This window comes from Vibrio metoecus, from assembly GCF_009665255.1.
GTDB classification, from domain to species: domain Bacteria; phylum Pseudomonadota; class Gammaproteobacteria; order Enterobacterales; family Vibrionaceae; genus Vibrio; species Vibrio metoecus_B.
Window position 1 is genome coordinate 744,681 of the sequence record NZ_CP035686.1, and the last position, 25,312, is coordinate 769,992.

Consider the following 25,312-nt stretch of genomic DNA (forward strand, 5'->3'; position numbering starts at 1 on the left):
ACATCCTACGTTATCTGATCTAGGCAAACAACAACCTTGCAAACCAGCGCAACCTTGATCGCTGTTACATAAATGTAAACGCTTGTTTGATTTTTGTAATCGCCAAGAATATTCTGGTCAGACCATATCAATAATAAGCAAAGTGAAGTCGCTATGTACCCAAATCTGTTTCAGCCTCTCGATCTTGGTTTTACTCAGCTCAAAAATCGTGTGTTGATGGGCTCTATGCATACTGGCTTAGAGGAAAATAAAGAAGGGCTGCATAAGCTCGCGGCTTTCTATGAAGAGCGTGCCAAAGGGGGCGTTGGTTTAATTGTTACGGGCGGTTTTTCCCCCAATTTGCGTGGCCGTCTGCACCCATTCAGTGCCGAATTTAGTAAAACTAAGCATGCCAAAGCCCATAAAGTAGTGACCGAAGCCGTGCATCGTCATGGTGGGAAAATTGCGTTGCAACTGCTGCATGCAGGTCGCTATGCCATGCATCCTTTCGCACAAAGTGCCTCAGCGATTCGAGCTCCGATTGCCAAGTTTGCTCCAAGTGAAATGAGCACACGCCAGATCCGCAATACGATTCAAGATTTCGCCAGCAGCGCAGAGTTGGCCCAGTTGGCTGGTTATGACGGTGTAGAAGTCATGGGCTCCGAAGGTTACTTGCTTAATCAGTTCATCTGTAAACGAACGAACATGCGTTATGACGAATGGGGCGGCAGTTATCAAAATCGGATCCGTTTTCCGGTCGAAATTGTCAAAGCGATTCGCGCCGCAGTCGGTAAAGAGTTCATCATTATCTTCCGTCTATCGATGCTCGATTTAGTGGAGCAGGGCAGCACTTTTGAAGAAGTGGTGGTACTTGCCAAAGCATTGGAAGAAGCAGGTGTTACCATCATTAATACTGGGATCGGCTGGCATGAAGCGCGGATCCCCACAATTGCTACTCAAGTGCCGCGCGCGGCATTCAGTTGGGTAACCGAAAAGATCAAACCTTACTTAAGTGTGCCGGTGGTGACCTGTAATCGCATTAACACGCCGGAACAAGCCGAGAAAATTTTGGCGAGTGGTCAGGCGGATATGGTGTCGATGGCACGCCCGTTTTTAGCCGATGCGGATTTTGTGCGCAAAGCACAAGAAGGGCAGAGCGCGCTCATCAACACCTGTATTGGTTGTAACCAAGCTTGTTTGGATAACGTGTTTCGTGGCAAGCGTGCGAGCTGTTTAGTGAACCCGCGCGCCTGCTATGAAAGCGAGATTGTGGTCAAGCCCGCGCAGAGCAAAAAGATTGCGGTTGTCGGTGCCGGCCCTGCAGGTTTAGCGTTTGCGACGACCGCTGCGGAGCGCGGTCATCAAGTGGATCTTTTTGAACGCAACGATCGGATTGGTGGTCAATTTCGCTTAGCTATGCAAATCCCAGGCAAAGAGGAATTTCGTGAAACTATTCGCTACTTTGCTAATCGAATCGATCAAACTGGCGTGAAGTTGCATCTCGGTTGTGAGGTGCAGTTCAGTGATTTGCGTGGTTACGATGAAGTGGTGATTGCCACGGGAGTAACACCTCGTAAAATCACCCTGACAGGGCTCAGTGAATCTTCAAAAGTGGTCGATTACCAAACCTTAATTCGCGAAAAGACACCCGTAGGCCAAAAGGTCGCGATTGTTGGCGCTGGCGGCATTGGTGTGGATGTGGCGAGCATGCTCACCGAGCCGAAAGATCAAACATTAGATGATTGGTTATACGAATGGGGCATCGATAAATCCCTCGAACACCCCGGCGGTTTGTACCCCTACCCAGAGACCACCAGTGAACGAGAAGTGTGGTTGCTGCAGCGGCGCAAAGGTGCGGTGGGTAAAGGGCCGGGTAAAACCACGGGCTGGATCCATAAACGCACGTTAGAAAAACGCGGTGTGCATTTGGTTGGTGGTGTGCAGTATCAGAAAATTGATGAGCAGGGCCTGCATATCGAGCGCGATGGCAAGCCAGAGCTGATTGACGCTGATAGCGTGGTCATTTGCGCAGGTCAAGAATCCGTACGCCCTTTTGAGGCGCAATGGGCTGAGCTGGGCGACAAGCTACATGTGATTGGTGGCGCAGATGTGGCCGGAGAGTTGGATGCCGCGCGTGCAATTCGTCAAGGTGTTGAGCTGGCAGTTCGATTATAACCTGTTGAGCGAAAACCACGAACGACAAAGGGCACTTCGGTGCCCTTTATTATTGTCATCCCTAAACCACCGCTTTTAGCGGTGGTGATTGTTTTCTATTGCTGAGGGCTCGTTACAAAATGACAGTCTTGTTGCCGTAGACAAATACGTGGTCATTCAGCACTTTGTTGAGCGCCTTGCTGAGCACATTCTTCTCTACATCGCGTCCAGCTTGCGCCATATCTTGCGCGCTAAAGGTATGATCGACCGGAATCACGTCTTGCTTGATGATCGGTCCTTCATCGAGATCGTTGGTCACAAAATGCGCCGTAGCACCAATGATTTTCACACCACGTTCATAAGCCTGTTGGTAAGGTTTCGCACCAATAAAGGCAGGCAAGAAGCTGTGATGGATATTGATGATTTTATGGTGGAAACGTTCAACAAAACTGGGCGTTAAGACACGCATATATTTGGCGAGTACCAGATAGTCCGGCTGATATTGATCAACCACCTCCAGTAGCGCGTGCTCGTGCTCTTCGCGTGACAAACCTTCATGGGAAACACAGTGGTAAGGAATATCAAAACGCTCGGTCAAACGTTGCAAAGTGTCGTAGTTGCCGACCACTGCCGCAATATCCACATCCAAGCTGCCATCGTAATTCTTCATCAGAATGTCGCCCAGACAGTGCGCTTCTTTGGTTACGAGAACCACAATGCGTTTGCGAGTCGAGTTGATCAGTTTGCGACGCGTACCTTGTGGTAGTGCATGGTCAAGGTCAGCCAGTAGCGTGGCATCGTTGAAATAACCTTCCAACTCAGTACGCATAAAAAAGTGACCGCTGGCATTATCCACGAATTCATTATTGTGGATGATATTGAGTTGATGCTTATAACAAATATTGGTGATCTTGGAGATCAGTCCCGGCGCATCAGGGCAATGCGTCAGCAGGGTTTTTTTTTCCATTGATAAGTACTTCCATGCAAAAAAGAAATATGCCCTATTTGCTTGAAACCACAGAGATGTTTATGGCGATTCCAAACTATTCGGGGCTAGCGAATTTTTTCATTCTAAAAAACAAATCGGCGGCTGCTGAACGGTGATGCAGCCCGCAAATACGCACCTATAATTAATCTATTATCAAGACAGATTCAATCGCTTTAGCCAAGTAATACTTAGGTTTATTCAGCATTGAATGTGTGGTTTTCTTATTAATGAGAGTAGTAAGGTGGTCGTATATGGATAAAGAACTTCTCGCACGTAAATTGTATGTCGAGCGGGTAGAGGCACTGCTCGGAGATCAACCCATGGATGAGCATATTTTGGAAGAAATGTGGGAAAACCGAGCTTCTCCATCTGAAGCGGCCAAAGCCATGACCATAACCCCAACATCGGGTTACGATGCGCCTCCTTGGCTTGCTCGTTATCTGAATCGCAAGTAACGCTTCCTCTGCGGTGTGAGTGAGATTGTCATTCGCACCGCTGCTTAAAACCTGCCATAATCGCGCCATTTCCGTTGCACATAGAATTGGCATGATTGAAAAAACCTTTTCCCAGCAAGGCGCATTAGGCCAAGCGATTCCGGGCTTTCAACCCAGACAAGCACAAGTGGATATGGCGAAAGCGGTCGCCAGTGCCATTGCCAACCAATCTCAGTTGGTGGTCGAAGCGGGTACAGGAACCGGAAAAACCTTCGCGTATTTAGTTCCAGCCTTGCTCAGTGGCAAAAAGGTCATTATCAGTACCGGTTCTAAAAACTTGCAAGAGCAGCTTTTCCATCGCGATTTGCCTTTGATGGTCAGTGCGTTAGGCTTTTTCGGCCAAGTTGCACTGCTTAAAGGCCGTGCTAACTATCTCTGCCTCGATCGCTTAAGTCGTCAAATGGTGGAAAGCCACACTCCTGAATCCGATCCGGCCTTGCTCACTCAGTTGGTGAAAGTGCGCAGTTGGGCAGCTAGCACGCAAAGTGGTGACTTAGGGGAATGTGACGATCTGGCGGAAGATAGCTTAATTATTCCCACGATAACTTCGACCAACGACAACTGCTTGGGCAAAGAGTGCGCGAGCTACCAAGACTGCTTTGTTTCCAAAGCGCGCCGTCGCGCGATGGATGCGGATGTGGTCGTGGTCAATCATCACTTGTTTCTGGCCGATTTGGCGATCAAAGAGACGGGCTTTGGTGAGTTAATTCCTGAAGCAGAAGTGTTCATTTTCGATGAAGCGCACCAACTGCCGGACATCGCGAGCCAATATTTTGGTCAGTCGGTATCGAGCCGCCAAGTGCAAGAGCTGGCGAAAGATATCGAACTCGGTTATCGCACCGAAGCGAAAGATATGCGCCAACTGCAAAAAGTGTCGGACAAACTGGTACAGGCGGCAATGGATTTGCGCATTGTGCTTGGTGAGCCGGGCTATCGTGGCAACTGGCGTGAAGTGCTGAAAGTGCCGACCGTGGCAAGAGAAGTCGAACGGCTCAATGAAGCGCTGCAATTTGCATTGGATGTGCTCAAACTGGCTTTGGGGCGTAGCCAACTTCTGGATACCGCGTTTGAACGCGCCACAGTGATTTTAGGCCGCATTCGCCGTGTGTGTGATGTCTCCATCACCGGTTATTCCTATTGGTATGACACCACGCCGCGTCATTTCAGTTTGCACATCACGCCGCTGTCTGTGGCGGATAAATTTCGTGAGCAGATTGAACAAAAAGAGGGCGCGTGGATCTTCACTTCCGCGACTTTGGCGGTCAACGATGATTTCAGCCATTTTACTGAGCGACTTGGATTAATCCCGAGCGCACAATTCTCACTGGTCAGCCCGTTTGATTACCAACAACAGGCCGTATTATGCGTGCCCCGTTATCTGCCTGAACCCAATAGTCCCGGACTGGCCGATAAACTGGTATGTATGCTCGCGCCAGTGATTGAACACAACCAAGGGCGCTGCTTCTTTTTGTGTACCTCGCACAGCATGATGCGTGATTTAGGCGAACGTTTTCGCGAACGTTTAACCTTACCGGTTTTGATGCAAGGGGAAACCAGCAAACAGAAAACGCTGGCCGAATTTATGGAACTGGGCAATGCGCTATTGGTGGCCACAGGCGCGTTCTGGGAAGGGATTGACGTTAGAGGCGATACCTTAAGCTGTGTTATCATCGACAAACTTCCGTTTACCGCACCCGATGACCCGTTGCTCAAAGCTCGCATTGAAGATTGCCGCCTGCGTGGTGGTGATCCGTTTGCCCAAGTGCAACTGCCGGAAGCGGTGATCACCTTAAAGCAAGGTGTGGGTCGTCTGATCCGCGATAAAAACGACAAAGGCGCGTTGATCATCTGTGACAATCGACTGGTCACGCGCGATTATGGCGGGGTGTTCCTCGCCAGTTTACCGCCGATTCCGCGCACGCGGGATCTGGACGTAGTGACCACTTTTCTACAACAATTAGCTGTAACTGAAATCAATCAGAGAGACTCATGAGCGTAAAAATTCTCGCCTTAGATACCGCCACCGAGCGATGTTCTGTCGCGCTACTCGTCGGCAATACCGTTTATTCACGCAGTGAAATCGCCCCGCGTGATCACACCAAAAAAGTATTGCCTATGGTGGATGAAGTATTAAAAGAAGCAGGCGTAACGCTACAAGAATTGGATGCTTTGGCTTTTGGTCGTGGCCCAGGTAGTTTTACTGGGGTACGGATTGGCATTGGAATTGCACAAGGTTTAGCCTTTGGGGCGAATCTGCCGATGATTGGCATTTCCACCTTAGCGGCGATGGCGCAAGCCGCGTATCGTCTACAAGGCATGACCCATGTTGCCAGCGCGATTGATGCGCGCATGGAAGAAGTGTATTGGGGACGCTATGTGCGTCAAGAAGATGGCAGTTGGCAAGCCGCGGAAGCGGAGTGTGTGATTGCACCTGCGCTGTTGGCGCAGACCTTGACGCAAGACGAGCAGGTTTGGGGCAAAGCCGGAACAGGGTGGGCCGCTTACCCAGCACTGGCGGATCTGCCGCTGCAAGTGCAAACCAGTGAAGTGCTTTACCCAGATTCGCAAGATATTGCTTATTTGGCTCAGTTTGAATTGGCGCAAGGCAATACCATGAGTGTTGAGCAGGCAAGCCCAGTGTATCTGCGTGATACCGTGGCTTGGAAAAAGCTTCCCGGCCGAGAGTAAGGCAGAAGATGAGCGCTCACTCACTCGCTAATCGATAGGAACAGTATGGTTTCAATTAATGGATTACCTCCGGCGCGGCTGCCCGGCACCAATAAAACCTCCAAAGCGGGGAAAAAGGGCGAAGTTAGCCAGAGCGAGAGTGGCAAGAGCGTTTCATCGACCAGCAAAGTTGCCAATGCGGTTGCGGAATCGATTCGCCAAGTCAGTGAGTCGGATATTCACCGCGCACAAGTGCAGTACGATTTACCTGAAGGGCGTGCTCGCAAGGCGATGGAAGAGTATCTGGATGTGATGAACCAAGCACGTAAAGAGGAACTTGCGCAGTTGCTTGGGGTCGATATCTACATCTAAAAATGAGGTCAATTCAGTGAAGATACATTTGATGAAACTTTTTATTCCTGCCATCGCTTTGCTGCTGTCTGCCTGTGCGAGTTTGCCACCTGAGTTGGGCAATCCGGATGATAAAACAGTGGTGACTCAGTATGCGGCTTGGCTCGATCTGGATCCTGCTGCGAAATCACCTGTCCGAATGGGTGGGGTTGTTGCCAATATCAGCAACCAAAAAGATCGTACCCGTATTGAATTGGTCAACCTGCCGATTGATAGCGCAGGACGTCCAAATATTCATCAAGAACCACAAGGTCGCTTTGTCGCTTATGTGCCGGGCTTTTTAGACCCTATCACTTTTGGTGAAGGGCGTTTACTTACCGTGTACGGTACAATTGCCGAGCCTGAGCTAGGTAAAGTGGGTGAGTATCAACACCGTTATCCGGTAGTGAATGCTCAAGGTTATCATTTGTGGCGCGTTGAAGAGCGAGTACAAATTGATGACATTGGCCCTTATATGTTTCCTTGTCGTGGTTTCCATTGCTGGCCGCGAACGTTGCCAGAACGTGACGGGAAGATTATTCAAGAAGTCAAATGAAGCTGAACGAAACCACGTACTCGCTAGAGCTGGGGCAACTCGCTGCAGTGGAAGTGGGTGATGCAAAAATGGCCGAGGTATCGGTCATTTTTATTCATGGCTGGCTAGATAATGCAGCGAGCTTTTTATCATTGATGCAAGCTTTGCATGCTTTGGCTCCTGAGCTCCATTTATGTGCCATTGATCTTCCGGGACATGGGTTATCACCGCATAAAGCGGGTTATTACCCATTTCATGACTATATCGACGATATTGATCAGCTTTTGCTCAACTTATCGCCAAACAAACACGTGTTGGTAGGTCATTCGCTTGGTGCTTTAATCGCAAGTTGTTATAGTGCCGCCTTTCCTGAGCAAGTCAGCGGTTTAGTGCAGATAGAAGGCTTTGGCCCACTTTCTGAGCCTGCCACAGAGAGTGTCACACGCTTACGGCAAGGGGTATGCTCTCGCCATGCGTTACGTAACGCCAAACCTCGCGGTTATTCGAGCTTCGATCATGCACTGCGCCATCGTGCTTTGGTCAATCAGTTGTCCGGAGAGTTGCTGCGCCCGTTGGTGGAACGTGGCACTTACCGGCATGATGAACAGTGGTTCTGGCGACACGATCCCAAACTCAAAGCGGATTCTTTGTATCGGATGTCACCTGAGCAAGCGGCGCAGATCCGTGAGCAAGTGTGTTGCCCGCAGCAGGTGATTCTAGGAACTCAGGGGTTTGCTTCGCTCCAGCAGAGAGTGCAAGAAGAGAATCTTGCCGCCATCCCTATTCACACTGTAACGGGTGGCCACCACTGCCATTTAGAACAGCCACAATCGGTCGCTGAATTGATCTTTGGCTTAGTTAACAAAATTTAAACAAGTGTTTGAGAGTTACGTGCTCAACCACTTTGGCTGTGCTGTAATAGCGGTCAGCAATTGCATGACAACTGCATGACAACAACAAGAATAGCGCCAGCCAATAACGAGGAGTATTACCGTGGATAAACCTTGGCTTTCACGTTATCCGAAAGACGTACCGGAAACTATTAATCCTGATCAGTACCCATCACTGGTCGAAATGTTTGAACAATCGGTACACAAGTATGCGGATCAGCCAGCCTTCATGAATATGGGCTCGGTGATGACTTTCCGTAAACTGGAAGAGCGCAGCCGCGCTTTTGCCGCTTACTTACAAAATGATCTGAAATTGAAAAAGGGCGACCGAGTCGCTCTGATGATGCCAAACTTGCTGCAATATCCCGTCGCGTTATTTGGTATCTTACGTGCCGGTATGATTGCGGTGAATGTGAACCCGCTCTATACACCGCGAGAACTCGAACATCAATTGAACGATGCTGATGCACGCGCGATTGTGATCGTGTCTAACTTTGCCAACACCTTAGAGCAGATCGTTGCCAATACTCAGGTGAAGCATGTGGTTCTGACCAGTCTTGGACAGATGCTGCCACGCGCCAAAGGCACGATTGTCGATTTTGTTGTGAAATACGTTAAAGGCATGGTGCCTAAGTACGATCTGCCGGGCGCGATTTCGATGCGCAAAGCGCTGCACAAAGGTCGTCGCCAGCAGTATGTGAAGCCGTTTATGTCCGGAGAAGACATCGCTTTCCTGCAATATACTGGCGGAACAACCGGTGTGGCTAAAGGCGCAATTCTGACGCATCGCAACATGGTGGCAAATGTGTTGCAAGCCAAAGGCGCATACGGCCCAGTGCTGCAAGAGGGGCGTGAGTTGGTGGTCACCGCGCTGCCGCTGTACCACGTGTTTGCCCTAACCGTAAACTGCCTGCTGTTTATTGAAATGGGTGGCAGCAACCTCTTGATCACCAACCCGCGTGATATTCCGGGTTTTGTCAAAGAGTTACAAAAGTACCCATTCACGGCAATTACTGGCGTAAATACCCTGTTTAACGCATTGGTTAATAACGAAGATTTCCACGAGCTCGACTTCAGAAATATGAAGTTAGCGGTAGGTGGCGGTATGGCGGTACAACGTGCTGTCGCCGAGCGTTGGAAAAAGACTACCGGTGTCCATTTGCTAGAAGGCTATGGTTTGACCGAGTGTTCGCCATTGGTTACTGGCAACCCATACGACTTGACGGACTATACGGGCGCGATTGGTTTACCTGTTCCGTCAACCGAAGTGCGTATTGTGGATGATGCCGGTAATGCATTACCTAATGATCAAGTCGGTGAACTGCAAGTGCGCGGCCCACAAGTCATGCAAGGTTACTGGCAGCGCCCTGAAGCGACCAAAGAAGTGCTCAATGCTGAGGGCTGGTTATCAACCGGCGATATCGTGAAATTCGATGACCAAGGTTTGATCCACATTGTTGATCGTAAGAAAGACATGATCTTGGTTTCAGGCTTTAACGTTTATCCGAATGAAATTGAAGATGTGGTCGCACTGCACGGCAAAGTGCTGGAAGTCGCGGCGATTGGTCAAGCGAATGAAGCGTCGGGTGAGTTGGTGAAGATTTATGTGGTGAAGCGTGATCCGAGCCTAACCAAAGACGAAGTGATTGCTCACTGTCGTAAACATCTGACCGGTTACAAAGTGCCAAAATTGGTTGAATTCCGTGACGATCTGCCAAAAACCAACGTAGGCAAAATCCTGCGTCGTGTGCTGCGTGAAGAAAATGACGCACAATTAGCGGCAAAGGCTAAAGAAAGCGCATAAGCTGTACCCAGCTGAGAGTGTTTTTAATGTTAGAATGCCGGCCTTAACTGCCGGCATTTTCTTTCAAAAGAAGTGTCTCTTCTTTTGAGCAACAACAGCGAGTTATCTGTGAATTATCAAATTATTACCCAACTTGGCGATCTACAACGAGTCTGTCTTGCCGCCCGTGATGCGGATGTGGTGATGCTGGATACCGAATTTGTCCGCACCCGTACTTTCTTCCCACAACTGGGATTGATCCAGATGTTTGATGGGGAAAACCTATCACTGATTGATCCGACTGTGATGGATGAAATGACACCGTTTGTCGAGTTATTGCAGGACACTTCGGTATTAAAAGTGCTGCATGCCTGTGGCGAAGATTTGGAAGTATTCCAGAACGCGTTTGGCTGTACTCCTTTTCCGATGGTGGATACCCAGATCATGGCCGCGTTTTTGGGTTACGGTTTATCCACCGGTTTTGCAGCGTTAGTGCAAGATCAACTGCAAGTGGAGTTAGACAAAAGCGAATCACGTACCGATTGGTTAGCGCGCCCGCTGAGTGACAAGCAACTCGAATACGCCGCAGCCGATGTGTTCTACCTGCTACCGATGTACGAAAAACTGGTCGAGCGAGTGACCCAAGCCGGCTGGTGGGAAGCGGCGCTGCAAGAAAGTGAACTGCAAGTCGCGAAGCGCACCAAAGTCAGCAACCCAGAGCTCGCTTACTTAGACATCAAAGGGGCTTGGCAGCTTAAACCTAAAGAGCTGGCGATCCTCAAACCCCTAGCAACATGGCGTTACCATGAAGCCGTAAATCGAGATTTGGCACTCAACTTCGTGATTAAAGAAACGGACTTACTGACCATTTCGCGTTTGGCACTCCGTAGCCCGAAACGCATGGAAGAAGAGGGTGTAGACCCGCATGCGATCCGTCGTCACAGCAGCAAAATCATCGCTATGGTGAAAACGGCGCTAGAAACGCCAGCCGATGCTTACCCGCCAGAAATCGTGCCGATCATGGAATACCCAGGTTATAAGCAGTTGTTCAAACGTTTGAAAGATGAAGTAAAGAGCGTTTCGAACACCAGTGGTTTGGCGACTGAGTTTCTGGCCTCGAAAAAACAGCTTAACCAACTGCTCAGTTGGGTGTGGAAACGCGATCGCGATCCAGCACGCTTGCCTGATTTAATGCAAGGGTGGCGTTTGCCATTACTTGGCGAGAAGCTCAATACGCTCGTCTCCAAATAATCCCCTTCCGACTTGGCGCTGCAGCGCCAAGTCGTTTGAGAATAGGCGTTTTATTCACGCATTTTTCCGCCAGTAAAATTCAATGGACAGTAGGCACTATCACATTTCTCGGAGTGCCTACTCGCATCGCGCAGCATCGTGCGATAATGCGCCTTCATCGACTCTTCTCATCTCATGAAGAAGAGCAAGGATAATCATCAATAAGGATTGTTATGTCTGCGACACACTACCTCAACCAACTTAACCACCGTTATCTGAACATCCATCGTGTGAAAGAAGATTTCTTCTGGGATACCTACATGGGGCTGAGTGATGATCATGCGGGTTCTGCAAAAGCACAAACCGAGTGGACTCAGTTTCTGAGCAATGGTGCGCGGATTGAGGAAATTCGTCAGCAAATCAAATTGGCTGAACAAATCACCGATAGCGAAGAAAAAGCGCAAACCTTAACGGGTTTACAAGGCTGGCTCGCGATGTTTGAAAGTCATGCGCTGGAATCAGAGCAAGCGCAGTCACTCAAAGCCGGATTGATCCAATTTGAAGCTGATCTGTTCGAGAAAAAACAGAAGCATGTGCTGACTTACACCAACGAACAGGGCGAAGCGGTAGAAGCCTCGATTGTCACTTTAGGTTCCACGGTGCGTACTCATGATCAAGAAGTAGTACGTCGCAGCGCCCATCAGGCTTTCTTAGGCTTAGAACAGTGGCTATTACAAAATGGATTTTTAGAGCTGGTGAAGCGCCGTAACCATTTTGCGCGCAGTTTAGGTTATCAAACCTTTTTTGATTACTCGGTTGCCAAAAAAGAGAAGATGACCACCGAGCAACTGTTCACCATTTTGGATGATTTTGAACAGCGCACGCGTGATCGCCACTTCACCAGCTTAACTGAACTTTCGCAAAGCAAGGGGCAGCAAGCGCTACAAGGACATAACTTCATCTATTCGTTTGCGGGCGATGTGATGCGTGAGCTGGATCCATACGTGCCATTTTCGCAATCGCTGCGTCGTTGGGTGGAGTCTTTTGGTCGCCTCAACATCGAATTTAGTGGCGCTGAGCTGACGCTCGATTTGCTGGATCGTAAAGGCAAATACCCCAACGGTTTCTGCCATGGGCCAATTCCGGCATTTTACGACCAAGGTCAGTGGGTGGCTGCAAAAGTTAATTTCACCAGTAATGCTAAGCCAGATCAGGTGGGTAGTGGTTACGATGGCATCAACACCTTGTTCCATGAAGGTGGGCACGCGGCGCACTTTGCTAATGTGAAGATGAACGCGCCATGTTTTTCACAAGAATTTGCACCCACTTCGATGGCGTACGCCGAAACGCAATCCATGTTCTGCGATAGTCTATTGATGGATGCTGACTGGTTGAAAACCTATGCTAAAGATGCACAGGGTAATACCGTACCTGACGAAACCATTAAAGCCATGGTGTTTAGCCGCCAACCGTTTAAAGCTTACGAAGAGCGCAGTATTTTATTAGTGCCGTATTTTGAGCGAGCGTTGTATGAACTGAGCGAGGAAGAGCTGACCGCAGAGCGAGTAACCGAACTGGCGAGAGCCACTGAAAAGCGTATTATCGGCCTAGAATGCAGTCCGCGTCCGCTGATGGCGATCCCACATCTGTTATCCGATGAATCGGCGTGTGCTTATCACGGTTACTTGTTGGCGCACATGGCGGTGTACCAAACCCGCGCTTATTTCCTTGAGCAGTTTGGTTATCTCACTGATAACCCTGCGATTGGGCCACTACTGGCGAAGCATTATTGGCATCAAGGCAACGCACTTTCTCACAATGACACCATTGTGAGCCTCACAGGTGAAGGCTTTAATGCTCGCTATCTTGCCGATGCCTGTAACTTAACTCCGGAAGAAGCATGGCAAAAGCAGCAGCACAAAATGGCGCAATTGGCGACGCGTGAGCAAGCCAACCCCGCTTCATTAAATGCGCAGATTCGAGTGATTGATGGCGCCACTGAGCTGGCTGCTAACCGTGATTCGGATGAAGAGATGTGCCGCCAATTTGAGGCGTACATTGCCAAGCATTACGGTTGCTAATTAGGTTGTTAGTGAAACTCACGTACTGAAAAATAAAAAGGCTGAACGCATAGCGTTCGGCCTTTTTTATCCTGTTTATTGCGATAGTTTACGCCGCAAGAAGCACTGCCCAACAGCAAGCAACAAACCGCTGACTAAACCGGCCAAGTGCGCTTCCGTCGCTACTCGCGCGCCAATCAGTTCTGCGGTGCTAGTGGATGCGCCAAACCACTGCTCCCATCCCACTTTTCCGATAACGCCAAGCACTAATAGCCAACTGCTGCGTCGTCCATTAAGGGCTTCATTCATCGCATAATAAGCAAAGAGACCATGCAAAGTGCCAGAGAGCCCAACATAAAACTGCATGTCGGAAGCTAAAATCATCACCCCCACCGCAAGGCTGATCAGTACCAGAGTGATCAGCAGCTGACGAGCAGTCGGTTTAAACACAAAACTGATGATCCACAAAGCGGCAAGGTTCATCGCCCAGTGGGCAAAGTTGGTGTGTGCGAAGTTTCCTGTTAGGATTCGCCACCATTGACCTTGTTCTATGGCGCTGAAGTGCCACAGAGTCAGCTCATGCAGTGGTGGCCACTGCAGACTTAAACTCAACAGGCTTATAGCCAATAACAGCAGGTAAAGATTCACGTCATGTCCCGTTATTGTTCAGAGTGTGGTAAAGCGCGTAAAGCGTGCTTGTGTCCGTCAATTGTCGCGCTGGAAAGTGCGGTTGATCTTATCATTCTTCAACACCCAACGGAACAAAAGCGCCCACTGGGTAGCGCGCGTATTCTTAGCTTGTCATTGGCCAATAGTCGTCTGTTGGTGGGCGAAGATTTTCGTGAGCATGACGAGCTAAACCAACTACTGGCAGAGCCGGATGTGGACCACTATGTGCTTTATCCGAACGAACAGGCGCAAGAGTGCACAGAGATAAGCCTTGCGACAGCGCGCAAAAAGCGGGTGATTTTGCTCGATGGGACGTGGAAAAAAGCCTACAAGATGTGGCAAATCAACACTCAACTGCATGAGTTACCGAGTCTGCGTTTGCCGGCCGAGTGTGTTGGGCATTACCGAATTCGCAAAGCGCCAGATGATACCGCGCTTTCGACTGTGGAGGCGGGTTATCATCTGCTCCAGCAGTGGCAACCTGAGCGTGACTTTTCGCCACTGCTCAAGGTGTTTGATGCCATGATTCAATATCAGATCGATCAGATGCCAGAAGGCGTTTTCGAGCGAAATTACCGTCAGTAATGACTCTGCGCTGAGAAGAGTTGCTGATGTAACCGCTGCGCGTAAGCATCCGTCATCGCCGCAATGTAATCACAGATCACGCGCATCCCTTCGTCTTGCTCTTGGGCTTTGCGCCACTTTTCGCCGGTGGCTTGTGGCAGTAGTCTCTCAGGGTCAGCACTTAACGCTTCAAACAAATCCATGATCAGTTGCTGGCCTTTGTATTCAAAGCGCTGTACCTGCGGAATTTGAATCACGTATTGGCTCACAAAGTGTTTGAGCACTTCAAGCGCATTGCCCATGTGCGGCTCGATATAAGCATTGAACGCCAACAGTTCATTATGGAAGGGCGCTTCAACTGGCTTCACGCTGATACTGGTTAAAAGCGCATTCACAATGCCGCCAATCGCATCTTTGCGCACATAGTGTTTGCCAGAAAACAGCATCTCACTGAGCTCGGCAATATGTTCTTCAAACCAAGGATCGCCGCACTCGGCAAGCTGCGCCGCTGCGGCTTCTTGCCACTGCGCACGGGTTACCATACCCAGCACAATTGCATCTTCCAGATCATGTACGCCGTAAGCGATGTCATCCGCCAGTTCCATGATCGAGCAATCAAGCGACTTAAAGCGAGTTTTACGGTGCTCTTTGGGTGAGTTGGGTTCTGCACGCATTTGCCCCAGCAATTCACGGTCACTTTCACACAGCGACTCTAGCACCCAGTCCAAACTGGCCAAATCACAGTCGTATATGCCTTTCGCTGGCGACCAATCTTTGGCTTTCAGTTGGCGTTGGTGGGCAACCGCAGGCGGTGGTGTAGCGGCACGCGTGGCACTCAGCAGCGCAGGGTATTTCAAAAGTCCCAGTAGCGTGCGGCGCGACAGGTTCATGCCGTGATGTTCAGTGTAAGGTTCTAAGCTGGTGACGATACGAAAAGTTTGCGCATTGCCTTCAAAGCCACCGTGATCGCGCATCATATAATTGAGGGCAATTTCACCGCCATGTCCGTAAGGAGGGTGACCAATATCGTGCGCAAGGCAGAGTGAATCAATCAAGCTGTCAGAAGGTAATAGCTCACGAAATTCTGGTTGTTTGAGTTTAATTTGCGCGACGATGCCCGTACCAATTTGTGCCGCTTCCAGTGAATGGGTGAGGCGAGTGCGATGAAAGTCATTCAAGCTAGTACCGTGGACTTGAGTTTTGGCTTGCAAGCGCCGAAAAGCCGCCGAATGCAGAATGCGTGCGCGATCGCGCTGAAATGGGCTGCGGTGATCGTTGCGGCGAATTTTGTGCTCATCGTTGTTACGAGCTAACCACTCAGGGCTTAGGGATATTTGCATCGCGGTTACTCCTTGCACGGTTTTATTTTATACCCTTCCTACTTGAAGCTGCAGCGGTGTTGGCTACGTTCGTTCACCCCAATTACATAGTCTGTCTATGCTCATGGGGATTCACTCACTTGCCGCCTACCTGCAACTCCAAGTCGTTTAGGTATAACTTACAATGCCTTAAGTTATAGCGACTTAACTGATTTCGTCCAGTGTTAGTTCAAAACTTGGGGCAAAGGTTTGCAGAAAATACTCCATCTCCTCACTGTGCCGTTCACGCAAAGTCACATCGAGGCGTTTTTTCGCTTGAGCATATTCGTGGTTACCTGCGCTGAGTTCTTCCAAACATTTCAAATACGCGCAAATCGCATCGGCTTGCTTAACGATGGCGCTTTCTTGTGGATCGGCCGCGTTAGAAACCAGAAACGGACGAAAATCCTCGTGAAGTTCTTCTGGGAGCATCTCTAATAAACGCAGCTCTGCCGCCGCTTCGATTTTTTTGTACTCTTTAGCGATCTCAGGATTGAAATATTTGATGGGCGTGGGCAAATCACCCGTCAGCACTTCGCTGGTATCGTGATACATGGCGAGAATAGCAATGCGCTCAGGGTTGAGCGTTCCGCCAAATTTTTTGTTTTTGATCACCGCTAGCGCGTGAGCGACAAAGGCGACTTGCAGGCTGTGCTCAGAAATATTTTCACTGGAGATGGAACGCATTAATGGCCAGCGCTGAATCAGTTTCATGCGCGCGAGGTGGGCGAAAAAATGGCTCTCTTGCATAGCACACTCACTTCCTTGCTGATGGATTGGCTTTTCAGCGGCCAAATAGCGCTGAAAAGAAGATAAAAAAACAGGCTCTCTTCAGTGTACCGAAAGAGAGCCTGCTTCGCCTACCCACGACAGCAAGTCATTTTGCGACTTGCTGCCAATCTATTATTGGCTGTAAGTCGTGATAAAGCGTTCAAAGCGACTGATGGCGATTTCCAAATCTTCCACATGTGGCAGAGTCACAATGCGGAAGTGATCCGGTTTTGGCCAGTTAAAACCACTGCCTTGTACCAGCAGCACTTTTTCTTGCACTAGGAAATCGAGCACCATTTTCTGGTCATCTTTGATCGGATACATCTTGGTATCAATTTTCGGGAACAGGTACATTGCGCCTTTCGGCTTCACGCAAGAAATACCTGGGATCTGGTTAATCATCTCCCATGCGCGATCACGCTGCTCCAACAAACGGCCGCCCGGCAGAATCAGCTCATTAATACTTTGATAGCCGCCAAGTGCGGTTTGAATCGCGTGCTGCATTGGCACGTTAGCACACAAACGCATGGAGGAAAGCATATCCAGACCTGCGATATAGCCCTGTGCTAGTTGTTTGGGGCCAGTCAGGAACATCCAGCCACCACGGAAACCGCACACACGATAGGCTTTGGACAAACCGTTAAAGGTTGCCACTAACACATCATCCGCCAAAGTGGCGATTGAGGTATGCACTGCGCCGTCGTACAGCACTTTATCGTAAATCTCATCAGCGAAAATGATCAGCTTATGCTTACGGGCAATTTCTACAATTTCCAGCAAGAAATCGCGGCTGTACACCGCACCTGTTGGGTTATTCGGGTTGATCAGTACAATGCCACGGGTTTTCGGGGTGATTTTGCTGCGAATATCATCGAGATCAGGATACCAATCCGCTTCTTCGTCACAGATGTAGTGCACGGCTTTGCCGCCAGAAAGCGCAACCGCGGCTGTCCATAGTGGGTAATCTGGGGCAGGTACCAGCATTTCATCGCCATTGTTGAGCAGGGCCTGCATCGCCATGACGATAAGCTCTGATGCACCGTTGCCGATGTACACATCTTCGACGTCCAGACTGCGGATACCTTTTTTCTGGTAGTACTGCACAACCGCTTTGCGAGCGGAATAAATGCCTTTGGAGTCACAGTAACCTTGCGATGTTGGCAGGTTACGGATCACATCGACCAGGATCTCGTCTGGGGCGTCGAAACCAAATGGGGCAGGGTTACCGATATTTAGTTTCAGTATTTTATGCCCTTCTTCTTCCATGCGTTTAGCATGTTTAAGCACTGGTCCTCGAATGTCATAGCAGACATTATCGAGTTTTGACGACATCCCGATATTTTGCATTGTTATTTTCCTGAAAATAATCTGTTTTCTTGATTAAACTACACTAACTTGCCATTTTTTAGAATAAAAATCTAAGATAACCTAGGTTTAAAAACAGAAGACATGTTGCGTTGATCACTCCGCGAAGTAAAAGATACCCCATAACCTTGATTTCATAAGGCTCTCTCAATAGAGTAGCCTCAGTTTACCGAATCTCCCCCCGTACGAGGTCGCTTTGTTGCATTTTTTTCAGGCCGTTGCTCAATTGATGGAGCAAATCCGTGGCGCGAAGGATCATGATGTTCGTTTTACTCAGCCGTTGGCAGAAAAACCGCCGTTTGCGCTGATTGATTGGCTTGACGCTCAACCGATTTTCCCCAAATTCTATTGGCAGTCGCGCGATACCCGTGAAGAAGTGGTCGCACTGGGGCAGATCTACACTTTTACTGATCCGGCACCGGCTTACGCTATTTTAGGTGATGAGCAGCGAGTATGGGGTGGGCGTTCATTTGATGGCAATACGGAGAAAAATCCGCGTTGCATGTCTTCTTTCTTTTTTTTACCGCAGATTGAATTAACACGTTTTGATGAACAGTGGTCATTGGCGGTGAACATCAACAGCGAACCGCAACGCACGCTTAATGCGCTACAAAAACTGTTGCTTGAGGTTCCCGCATTACGTCCATTGACGGCGCAAGTTAACGATGTTGAACACACTCCCGCGCTTTTGCAGTGGAATGCGTTGGTTGAGAAAGTGCTGAATGGCATTACTCAGCAGCAGTTTAAAAAAGTGGTACTGGCGCGTAAAACCAAACTTTCGCTGGATGCGCCGATCAGTGCGGCGCAACTGCTTAAAGCCAGTCATACACAAAACCATCACAGTTTTCATTTTTTACTGGCACTCGATTCTCGCCACAGCTTTATGGGGTCGACTCCGGAGCGGCTCTATTTGCGTCACGGCCAAACCCTCGAAACCGAAGCGCTTGCTGGCACTATCGGGCGCGGTATGAATGCCGCGCAAGATATGGAGTTAGCAAACTGGTTGGCTCACGACAGCAAGAACCTCAATGAAAATCAGTTGGTGGTGGAAGACATTATTGAAAGTCTTGCGCCATATGCAGAGCAAATTCATAGTCAGAGCGAAGCTCAGTTAGTGCGACTGCGTAAAGTGCAACACTTGAAGAAGCGGATTGATGTGGAGTTGAAATCAGGGGTCAATGGCGTGCAACTACTGAGTGCACTGCAACCGACGGCGGCCGTGGCCGGCTTGCCACGCCAAAGTGCGCTGGCTTTTATTGCTGAAAATGAGCCTTTTGCGCGCGGTTGGTACGCCGGTTCTATGGGCTACTTTAGCCATGCACAAGCGGAGTTTTGTGTGGCGATTCGCAGTGCTTTAGTGGTGGATAAACAAGTTCAGCTTTTTGCGGGCGCGGGTATTGTACCTGGCTCGATTGCTGAGCATGAATGGCAGGAGCTGGATAAAAAGCTCTCTACCTTACTAAGTTTGATTACCGACCGTTTACCGCTGGGAGTGGCCTCATGAATCACGACCAAGCCTTACTGAACCGCCTTTGGTCGCGAGTTTTACTCGAAGAGTTAAGTCGTTTAGGCGTAACACAAGTGTGTGTGGCTCCTGGCTCTCGCTCTACACCCTTGACGCTTGAAGCTCATGCCAATGCGGCGTTCACACTACATACTCACTATGATGAGCGCGGCTTAGGTTTTATGGCACTTGGTTTAGCGAAAGCCAGCCAACAGTCAGTAGCAGTGATCGTGACTTCGGGCACCGCGGTGGCAAACTTGTTGCCTGCCATTGCCGAATCCAAACTCACTGGTGAACGTTTAGTCGTATTAACCGCCGATCGCCCGCCAGAGCTGGTGGGTTGTGGTGCCAATCAAGCTATTGTTCAGTCTGGCATTTTTTCTCATCACGTTAATGCAACCCTTGAGCTGCCAAGTCCTGCGATACACCATCCACTCCCTTGGTTACTCACTTCAATTGATGATGTCATGGCTCGCCAATCTTTGCTGGGTGGCAGTGCACATATCAATTGCCCGTTCCCTGAGCCTTTGTATTCGGCTGGTGATGAAGCGATTTATCAGCCTTATCTGGCCAGTGTGCAAAGATGGCGCGAACATCAACGTCCCTATACTGAGCGTCACCAAACTTTGGCACAAAGTGCACCTGCATCATTGGACGGCTTTTTAGCCAAAGGTGTGGTGATTTTTGGTTCGTTGACATTGGATGAAGCACAAGCCGCGCAGCGTTTTGCACAAACGATGGGGTGGCCGTTACTGTGTGATCCGCAATCGGGCATCAGCAGTGAGTGGGCTCATTTCGATTTGTGGTTACAACATCAACCTGCGCGTGATGTGCTCAATCAGTGTGAAGTCGTGGTGCAGTTTGGTTCACGAATTGTCTCTAAACGCTTAGCGCAATGGTTAGCTAATTGGTGTGGGCAAGCCCGTGGTGAATATCACTATGTTTCTCCACAGACGGAGCGTAACAACCCTTGGCATGCGATGCAGCAGCAGTGGGTGTGTGATATTCCCAACTGGGTAGACGCAGTGCTCAGTAAACGGTTAGCGGGTCAAAATACGCAGCAGGGCTGGGCGGATGAGTTAACGCGTTATGCGCAATCTGTTCGCCAATTGGCGCAGTTGCATTTTTCTTCTTCTGCTCTGAGCGAAGTGGCTCTGGCGTTGGATTTAACCGAGCGCGCCACGCAAGCGGATCTGTTTTTGGGTAACAGCCTGATTGTGCGTTTGGTGGATATGTTCAGCGTTCTCGATGGGCGTGAAGTGTTCTCCAATCGTGGTGCATCCGGCATTGATGGTTTAGTGGCAACGGCGTCAGGCGTTCAACGTGCACGACAGAAACCTCTGTTCATGCTGATGGGTGATACCTCGCTGCTGTACGATCTCAATTCGCTTGCGCTGATGCGCAATCCACCGCAGCCAACGGTGATTGTGGTGACGAATAACGATGGTGGGGCGATTTTCGATCTCCTCCCTGTACCGAGTGAGCAGCGTGAAGCGCTCTATCAAATGCCGCATGGAATGGACTTTGCCCACGCAGCCCAGCAATTTGGCTTGGCGTATTGTGCGGCACAAACCTTAGAGCATTACCAAACCTTGGTGGAGGAACATTTCGCGCAAGGTGTAGGCACTTTGCTGATCGAAGTGAAAACACCACCCCAACAAGCCTCTATGCACATCAAACAACTGACGTCGCAACTCCATGCTCTCTAACCAACTGCACTTTGCCAAGCCTACTGCGCGAACACCCTTGGTGGTGTTGGTGCACGGTTTGCTTGGTAGTGGTGCGGATTGGCAACCGGTTCTCTCTCATATGGCTAGCATGAAGTGTGCGGTATTGACGCTTGATCTTCTTGGACATGGTGCCAATCCAGAATTGCATTGTGATGATTTTGCTCAAGCGGTTTCTATGATTGAACAAACCGTACAAGCACATATCACTCCTGAGGTGCCAGTCATTTTGGTGGGGTACTCGCTTGGCGGGCGATTAATCATGAATGGGTTAGCACAGGGCGATTTTTCGCGCCTTAATCTATGTGGAGCGATCATCGAAGGCGGTCACTTCGGACTGCAAGAGGATGAGGAAAAAGCGGCGCGTTGGCAAAATGATCAACAATGGGCGCAGCGATTTGCTAAGCAACCGATTGAGCATGTGTTGAGCGATTGGTATCAGCAAGCGGTATTTAGTTCACTAAACCATGAGCAAAGACAAACTTTAATTGCGCAACGTAGTGCTAATCTTGGTTCATCAGTAGCACATATGTTACTGGCAACAAGTTTGGCTAAGCAGCCCTATTTATTGCCAGCACTACAAGCACTTACTCTACCGATACACTATGTGTGTGGCGATAAAGACAATAAATTTCAGCAACTCGCACAGCATTGCGGGTTGAGTTACAGTCAAGTTGCGAATGCGGGCCACAATGTACACCACGAACAGCCGCAAGCCTTCGCAAAGATTGTACAAGCGATGATCCACTCGGTCGCAGATTGAGTGATAACGACAATGGGAACCACCATGGCTAAAACTACAGGCATTTCTGAGCAAGAACTTTACGCACCAGTGATTTGGCAAGATTGCACCGGTGACTATCAAGATATTTACTACCACAAGTCTGAAGATGGGATTGCGAAAATCACTATCGCCAGACCGCAAGTGCGCAATGCGTTTCGTCCATTGACTGTGAAAGAGATGATTCACGCGCTGTCAGATGCTCGATACGATGACAAGGTGGGTGTGATTATCCTGACCGGTTTAGGTGAAGATGCGTTCTGTTCTGGCGGCGATCAGAAAATCCGTGGCGACTACGGCGGCTACCGTGATGATTCTGGTACTCACCACCTGAACGTGCTCGATTTCCAACGTCAGATCCGTACTTGTCCAAAACCTGTGATTGCGGCAGTGGCTGGCTGGGCAGTGGGCGGCGGTCATGTGCTGCACATGATGTGTGACCTGACCATTGCAGCAGAAAATGCGCAATTTGGTCAAACTGGCCCGAAAGTGGGTTCATTCGATGGCGGCTGGGGTGCTTCTTACATGGCGCGTATTGTCGGCCAGAAGAAAGCGCGCGAAATCTGGTTTCTGTGCCGTTTCTACAATGCCCAAGAAGCGTTGGATATGGGGCTGGTGAACACGGTTGTGCCGGTTGAAGAGCTGGAAAGAGAAACCGTGCGCTGGTGTCGCGAAGTGCTGCAACACAGCCCAATGGCGATTCGCTGCCTGAAAGCAGCACTTAATGCCGACTGTGATGGTCAAGCAGGCCTGCAAGAGTTGGCTGGCAACGCGACCATGCTGTTCTACATGACCGAAGAAGGTCAGGAAGGCCGTAATGCGTTTAATGAAAAACGCCGTCCGGACTTCAACAAGTTCCCGCGTAACCCATAATTCTTCTCAGAGCGGCGTCCTGCCGCTCTTTCTCTTTGAGCATAAACCCCGTTTATGTGGATGTATTGGATATAGGAAGAGATCAGCATGCGTCATGCAACCCTCTATCGCTACCAACTGCCGATGGATAGCGGTGTCATCCTTCGCAATGAGAAACTGACTCAGCGTGAAGGCTTTATTGTCGAACTGACCGAAAACGGCCGTACTGCGCGCGGTGAGATTGCTCCACTGCCCGGTTTTAGCCGCGAAACGTTGGAAGAAGCGGGCCTACAAGCACAAGCGCTGCTTGAGCTTTGGGTCAAAGGTCACGCTATCGAGTGGGATGCACAGCACCCTTCGGTCGCCTTTGGTATTTCGATGGCGCACTACGAGCTAGAACAAGCGCTGCCCGCGCAAGGCAACTACTATGTTGCGCCGCTGTGCACGGGCGATCCTGATGAGCTGCTGCCGGTATTGAACAACTTACCGGGGCAGAAAGTCGCTAAGGTTAAAGTTGGGCTGTATGAGCCGATTCGGGATGGCATGCTGGTCAACCTGTTTTTGGAATCCATGCCGGATTTGACCCTGCGTTTGGATGCCAACCGCGCATGGACTCCAGCTAAAGCGCTCAAGTTTGCTCAATACGTCGCGCCGTCTTTACGCAGCCGAATTGCGTTTTTGGAAGAGCCGTGCCAGTCGCCAAGTGAAAGCATCGCATTTTCGATTGATACGGGGATTGCGATTGCGTGGGACGAAACCTTACAAGAAGCGGTTCGCGATGCGAATTTCAAATTGGATGACCTGCTGGGCGTCAAAACTATTGTTATCAAACCGACCTTGGTTGGTTCTGTGCACCGTGTTGAGGCTTTGGTCGAGAAAGCGAAAGCGCTTGGGCTACAAGCAGTGATCAGTTCTAGCTTAGAGTCGAGCTTAGGATTGAACCAGTTGGCGCGTTTAGCGCATAAATTGTTGCCCAATGAAGTGCCGGGGCTCGATACCATAGGTTTATTCCGTGCCCAGTTAGAAACGCCTTGGCCAAATAGCTCACTGCCTGTAGTTACCCTGCAAGAGCAGCAAATCGTATGGCGCTCGGAACCGACCCTGTGAACAGCCTTTGGCATGCTTGGATTGAGCGCGACCCCAATCAGGTCGCGCTGAACCATGCCGGGCAAACACTGACTTGGCAAGCCCTAGACCGCCAAGTCGCACACTACGCCAAAGCGCTGCGTGAGCAAGGGGTGCAAGCTGGAGAGGTAGTGACGCTGGTGGGGAAAAATCATCTGCACACTGTGCTGTGGTTTTTGGCCTGCACTCAAGTGGGCGCACTGTGCGCCTTTGTCGCACCACAACCTTTGGCTCGTTTGCAGGAAAAGCTCGCCACACTCTATGCCGAGCAAAGCCCGAAGCACCTATGGTTAGCACCTTCTTGCACGCTAAGTGAAGAAGAGATTGCTGAGCTTAATGCCCATCGCCTGAGTTTGCCCGATGAGCGGGATGAAACTGTTGATGGTGAGAAAGTCTCTAGCCAGTTCTCTTGTGAACAACTGGCGACGTTAATTTTCACCTCGGGTTCGACGGGCGTAGCCAAAGCCGTCGCGCATACTCATCAGCAACATTTGGCTTCGGCGCGTGGTTTGCTGGCTCAGTTTGCTTTTACTGAGTCAGATTGTTGGTTACTGAGCTTGCCGCTGTATCACATTTCTGGGGTGGCCATTCTCTATCGCTGGCTTGCTGTCGGTGCCACACTCAAGATCGGCACTGGCGATCTGCAAAACGATATTGCTGGCGTCACTCACGCTTCATTGGTGCCTACTCAGCTTAAACGTCTGTTGGACAGTCGCTGTCCATTGACGCTCAAACGTGTTCTGCTTGGCGGCAGCCATATCCCCGTTGAACTCGCTCAAATGGCGGCAAAGCGCGGTATTGATACTTGGCTGGGCTACGGCATGACTGAAGCGGCTTCGACGGTTACCGCGAAGCGGGTCGATGGGCTTGCGGGTAATGGTGAACTTTTGGTTCATCGTGAGCTGCGCATTGTTGATGGGCGGATTTTCATTGGTGGGCAGACGCTGGCACAAGGCTATTATCGGCAAGGTCAGTTAGTGCCTCTCACTAATGAGCAGGGTTGGTTTGACAGCAAAGATCTCGGTCGTTGGCAGGGCAACAACCTGCTGATTGATGGTCGTGCCGATAATCTGTTCATCTCTGGCGGTGAAAATATTCACTGTGAAGAGATAGAGGCAGTATTAAATCAGCACCCTCAAGTGCACGTAGCCATCGTGGTTCCTGTCCAAGATAGCGAATATGGAGCGCGACCTGTTGCGATTATTCGTAGTGAAGCACAGTGGAGCCAAGCCATCGGTGATGCTTGGTGCCAAGGCAAACTCGAAAAATTCAAATGGCCTATCATGTACTTTTTACTCCCCGATACTTTGCTGGATGGGGGAATTAAAGTCTCTCGCGCAGCGATTAAAGCGTGGTTGTCCGCTCAACAAACGACCTTCAAGTTACTGTAATTCTTAAATGACTTGGGTTGGCTGCAGTGGATATG

22 protein-coding genes are annotated in these 25,312 nt (G+C 49.9%); 17 read left to right on the forward strand and 5 right to left on the reverse strand.

The annotated features are described in order from the left end of the window. Positions 1-153: 153 nt before the first annotated feature. Positions 154-2,154 (forward strand): NADPH-dependent 2,4-dienoyl-CoA reductase, encoded by a 2,001-nt coding sequence (locus EPB59_RS03555; RefSeq protein WP_154171568.1) that lies wholly within the window; start codon positions 154-156, stop codon positions 2,152-2,154. 112 nt (positions 2,155-2,266) lie between these two features. Here EPB59_RS03555 and purU read toward each other — a convergent pair whose 3' ends face one another. After that, positions 2,267-3,100 carry a formyltetrahydrofolate deformylase gene (purU, locus tag EPB59_RS03560; RefSeq protein WP_154171569.1) on the reverse strand — a complete coding sequence of 278 codons (834 nt, stop codon included), beginning with the start codon at positions 3,098-3,100 and terminating at the stop codon, positions 2,267-2,269. A gap of 272 nt (positions 3,101-3,372) precedes the next feature. On the opposite strand from purU, the gene EPB59_RS18400 reads away from it, so the two are divergent. The 9 genes from EPB59_RS18400 (at position 3,373) to EPB59_RS03605 (ending at position 13,191) form a co-directional block, all read left to right on the forward strand. Beyond that, a complete protein-coding gene (locus EPB59_RS18400) occupies positions 3,373-3,576 on the forward strand; it encodes a hypothetical protein (protein ID WP_000356701.1) in 204 nt (67 codons plus the stop codon). Positions 3,577-3,667: 91 nt separating this feature from the next. Then, positions 3,668-5,608 carry an ATP-dependent DNA helicase gene (locus EPB59_RS03570; protein WP_154171570.1) on the forward strand — a complete coding sequence of 647 codons (1,941 nt, stop codon included), beginning with the start codon at positions 3,668-3,670 and terminating at the stop codon, positions 5,606-5,608. Further along, positions 5,605-6,303, forward strand: a complete 699-nt coding sequence (gene tsaB, locus EPB59_RS03575) for a tRNA (adenosine(37)-N6)-threonylcarbamoyltransferase complex dimerization subunit type 1 TsaB (protein ID WP_154171571.1) — start codon at positions 5,605-5,607, stop codon at positions 6,301-6,303. Before EPB59_RS03570 ends, tsaB begins: the two co-directional genes overlap by 4 nt. Positions 6,304-6,348: 45 nt before the next feature. Next, the gene (locus EPB59_RS03580) at positions 6,349-6,654 is read left to right on the forward strand and encodes a hypothetical protein (RefSeq protein ID WP_000253638.1); all 306 of its coding nucleotides are present in this window, start codon (positions 6,349-6,351) and stop codon (positions 6,652-6,654) included. Between the two features lie 16 nt (positions 6,655-6,670). Further along, positions 6,671-7,228: a Slp family lipoprotein gene (locus EPB59_RS03585; protein WP_154171572.1), complete on the forward strand. Its 558-nt coding sequence runs from the start codon at positions 6,671-6,673 to the stop codon at positions 7,226-7,228. Continuing rightward, positions 7,225-8,079, forward strand: coding sequence for an alpha/beta fold hydrolase (locus EPB59_RS03590; protein ID WP_154171573.1), 855 nt, complete (start codon positions 7,225-7,227; stop codon positions 8,077-8,079). Before EPB59_RS03585 ends, EPB59_RS03590 begins: the two co-directional genes overlap by 4 nt. A gap of 121 nt (positions 8,080-8,200) precedes the next feature. Continuing rightward, positions 8,201-9,901, forward strand: coding sequence for a long-chain-fatty-acid--CoA ligase FadD (gene fadD / locus EPB59_RS03595; protein WP_055051015.1), 1,701 nt, complete (start codon positions 8,201-8,203; stop codon positions 9,899-9,901). Between the two features lie 108 nt (positions 9,902-10,009). Further along, positions 10,010-11,131 (forward strand): ribonuclease D, encoded by a 1,122-nt coding sequence (gene rnd / locus EPB59_RS03600; RefSeq protein ID WP_195707043.1) that lies wholly within the window; start codon positions 10,010-10,012, stop codon positions 11,129-11,131. Positions 11,132-11,343: 212 nt separating this feature from the next. Next, positions 11,344-13,191 carry a M3 family metallopeptidase gene (locus EPB59_RS03605; protein ID WP_154171575.1) on the forward strand — a complete coding sequence of 616 codons (1,848 nt, stop codon included), beginning with the start codon at positions 11,344-11,346 and terminating at the stop codon, positions 13,189-13,191. A 75-nt stretch (positions 13,192-13,266) separates the two neighbouring features. On the opposite strand, the gene rrtA is transcribed toward EPB59_RS03605, so the two are convergent. After that, positions 13,267-13,818 (reverse strand): rhombosortase, encoded by a 552-nt coding sequence (rrtA, locus tag EPB59_RS03610; RefSeq protein ID WP_154171576.1) that lies wholly within the window; start codon positions 13,816-13,818, stop codon positions 13,267-13,269. Positions 13,819-13,821: 3 nt separating this feature from the next. Between rrtA and EPB59_RS03615 the strand changes: the two genes are divergently transcribed. Further along, a complete protein-coding gene (locus EPB59_RS03615; protein WP_154171577.1) occupies positions 13,822-14,424 on the forward strand; it encodes a tRNA-uridine aminocarboxypropyltransferase in 603 nt (200 codons plus the stop codon). On the opposite strand, the gene EPB59_RS03620 is transcribed toward EPB59_RS03615, so the two are convergent. From EPB59_RS03620 to EPB59_RS03630, 3 genes are all read right to left on the reverse strand, one after another. Beyond that, on the reverse strand, positions 14,418-15,743 hold the full coding sequence (locus tag EPB59_RS03620; RefSeq protein ID WP_154171578.1) for an anti-phage deoxyguanosine triphosphatase: 1,326 nt from the start codon (positions 15,741-15,743) through the stop codon (positions 14,418-14,420). The genes EPB59_RS03615 and EPB59_RS03620 overlap by 7 nt on opposite strands. Before the next feature lie 183 nt (positions 15,744-15,926). Next, the gene (gene yfbR / locus EPB59_RS03625; RefSeq protein ID WP_154171579.1) at positions 15,927-16,511 is read right to left on the reverse strand and encodes a 5'-deoxynucleotidase; all 585 of its coding nucleotides are present in this window, start codon (positions 16,509-16,511) and stop codon (positions 15,927-15,929) included. A gap of 153 nt (positions 16,512-16,664) precedes the next feature. Next, the gene (locus EPB59_RS03630) at positions 16,665-17,879 is read right to left on the reverse strand and encodes a pyridoxal phosphate-dependent aminotransferase (RefSeq protein ID WP_001179460.1); all 1,215 of its coding nucleotides are present in this window, start codon (positions 17,877-17,879) and stop codon (positions 16,665-16,667) included. A gap of 214 nt (positions 17,880-18,093) precedes the next feature. Between EPB59_RS03630 and EPB59_RS03635 the strand changes: the two genes are divergently transcribed. The 6 genes from EPB59_RS03635 (at position 18,094) to menE (ending at position 25,277) form a co-directional block, all read left to right on the forward strand. After that, the gene (locus EPB59_RS03635; RefSeq protein ID WP_154171580.1) at positions 18,094-19,401 is read left to right on the forward strand and encodes an isochorismate synthase; all 1,308 of its coding nucleotides are present in this window, start codon (positions 18,094-18,096) and stop codon (positions 19,399-19,401) included. Then, positions 19,398-21,110: a 2-succinyl-5-enolpyruvyl-6-hydroxy-3-cyclohexene-1-carboxylic-acid synthase gene (gene menD, locus EPB59_RS03640; protein WP_154171581.1), complete on the forward strand. Its 1,713-nt coding sequence runs from the start codon at positions 19,398-19,400 to the stop codon at positions 21,108-21,110. Before EPB59_RS03635 ends, menD begins: the two co-directional genes overlap by 4 nt. Next, positions 21,100-21,891, forward strand: coding sequence for a 2-succinyl-6-hydroxy-2,4-cyclohexadiene-1-carboxylate synthase (gene menH / locus EPB59_RS03645; RefSeq protein ID WP_154171582.1), 792 nt, complete (start codon positions 21,100-21,102; stop codon positions 21,889-21,891). Before menD ends, menH begins: the two co-directional genes overlap by 11 nt. A 24-nt stretch (positions 21,892-21,915) precedes the next feature. Next, positions 21,916-22,782 carry a 1,4-dihydroxy-2-naphthoyl-CoA synthase gene (gene menB / locus EPB59_RS03650; protein WP_001140803.1) on the forward strand — a complete coding sequence of 289 codons (867 nt, stop codon included), beginning with the start codon at positions 21,916-21,918 and terminating at the stop codon, positions 22,780-22,782. Between the two features lie 87 nt (positions 22,783-22,869). Beyond that, entirely contained in the window at positions 22,870-23,868 is a 999-nt protein-coding gene (gene menC / locus EPB59_RS03655) for an o-succinylbenzoate synthase (RefSeq protein ID WP_154171583.1), read from the forward strand. After that, entirely contained in the window at positions 23,844-25,277 is a 1,434-nt protein-coding gene (menE, locus tag EPB59_RS03660; protein WP_154171584.1) for an o-succinylbenzoate--CoA ligase, read from the forward strand. Before menC ends, menE begins: the two co-directional genes overlap by 25 nt. Positions 25,278-25,312: the final 35 nt, after the last annotated feature.

Coding starts and splice junctions, on each gene's coding strand:
- EPB59_RS03555 (WP_154171568.1), top strand. CDS start 154: ATGTACCCAAATCTGTTTCAGCCTCTCGATCTTGGTTTTACTCAGCTC.
- purU (WP_154171569.1), bottom strand. CDS start 3,100: ATGGAAAAAAAAACCCTGCTGACGCATTGCCCTGATGCGCCGGGACTG.
- EPB59_RS18400 (WP_000356701.1), top strand. CDS start 3,373: ATGGATAAAGAACTTCTCGCACGTAAATTGTATGTCGAGCGGGTAGAG.
- EPB59_RS03570 (WP_154171570.1), top strand. CDS start 3,668: ATGATTGAAAAAACCTTTTCCCAGCAAGGCGCATTAGGCCAAGCGATT.
- tsaB (WP_154171571.1), top strand. CDS start 5,605: ATGAGCGTAAAAATTCTCGCCTTAGATACCGCCACCGAGCGATGTTCT.
- EPB59_RS03580 (WP_000253638.1), top strand. CDS start 6,349: ATGGTTTCAATTAATGGATTACCTCCGGCGCGGCTGCCCGGCACCAAT.
- EPB59_RS03590 (WP_154171573.1), top strand. CDS start 7,225: ATGAAGCTGAACGAAACCACGTACTCGCTAGAGCTGGGGCAACTCGCT.
- EPB59_RS03605 (WP_154171575.1), top strand. CDS start 11,344: ATGTCTGCGACACACTACCTCAACCAACTTAACCACCGTTATCTGAAC.
- EPB59_RS03615 (WP_154171577.1), top strand. CDS start 13,822: ATGTCCCGTTATTGTTCAGAGTGTGGTAAAGCGCGTAAAGCGTGCTTG.
- EPB59_RS03620 (WP_154171578.1), bottom strand. CDS start 15,743: ATGCAAATATCCCTAAGCCCTGAGTGGTTAGCTCGTAACAACGATGAG.
- yfbR (WP_154171579.1), bottom strand. CDS start 16,511: ATGCAAGAGAGCCATTTTTTCGCCCACCTCGCGCGCATGAAACTGATT.
- EPB59_RS03630 (WP_001179460.1), bottom strand. CDS start 17,879: ATGCAAAATATCGGGATGTCGTCAAAACTCGATAATGTCTGCTATGAC.
- menD (WP_154171581.1), top strand. CDS start 19,398: ATGAATCACGACCAAGCCTTACTGAACCGCCTTTGGTCGCGAGTTTTA.
- menH (WP_154171582.1), top strand. CDS start 21,100: ATGCTCTCTAACCAACTGCACTTTGCCAAGCCTACTGCGCGAACACCC.
- menB (WP_001140803.1), top strand. CDS start 21,916: ATGGCTAAAACTACAGGCATTTCTGAGCAAGAACTTTACGCACCAGTG.
- menC (WP_154171583.1), top strand. CDS start 22,870: ATGCGTCATGCAACCCTCTATCGCTACCAACTGCCGATGGATAGCGGT.
- menE (WP_154171584.1), top strand. CDS start 23,844: ATGGCGCTCGGAACCGACCCTGTGAACAGCCTTTGGCATGCTTGGATT.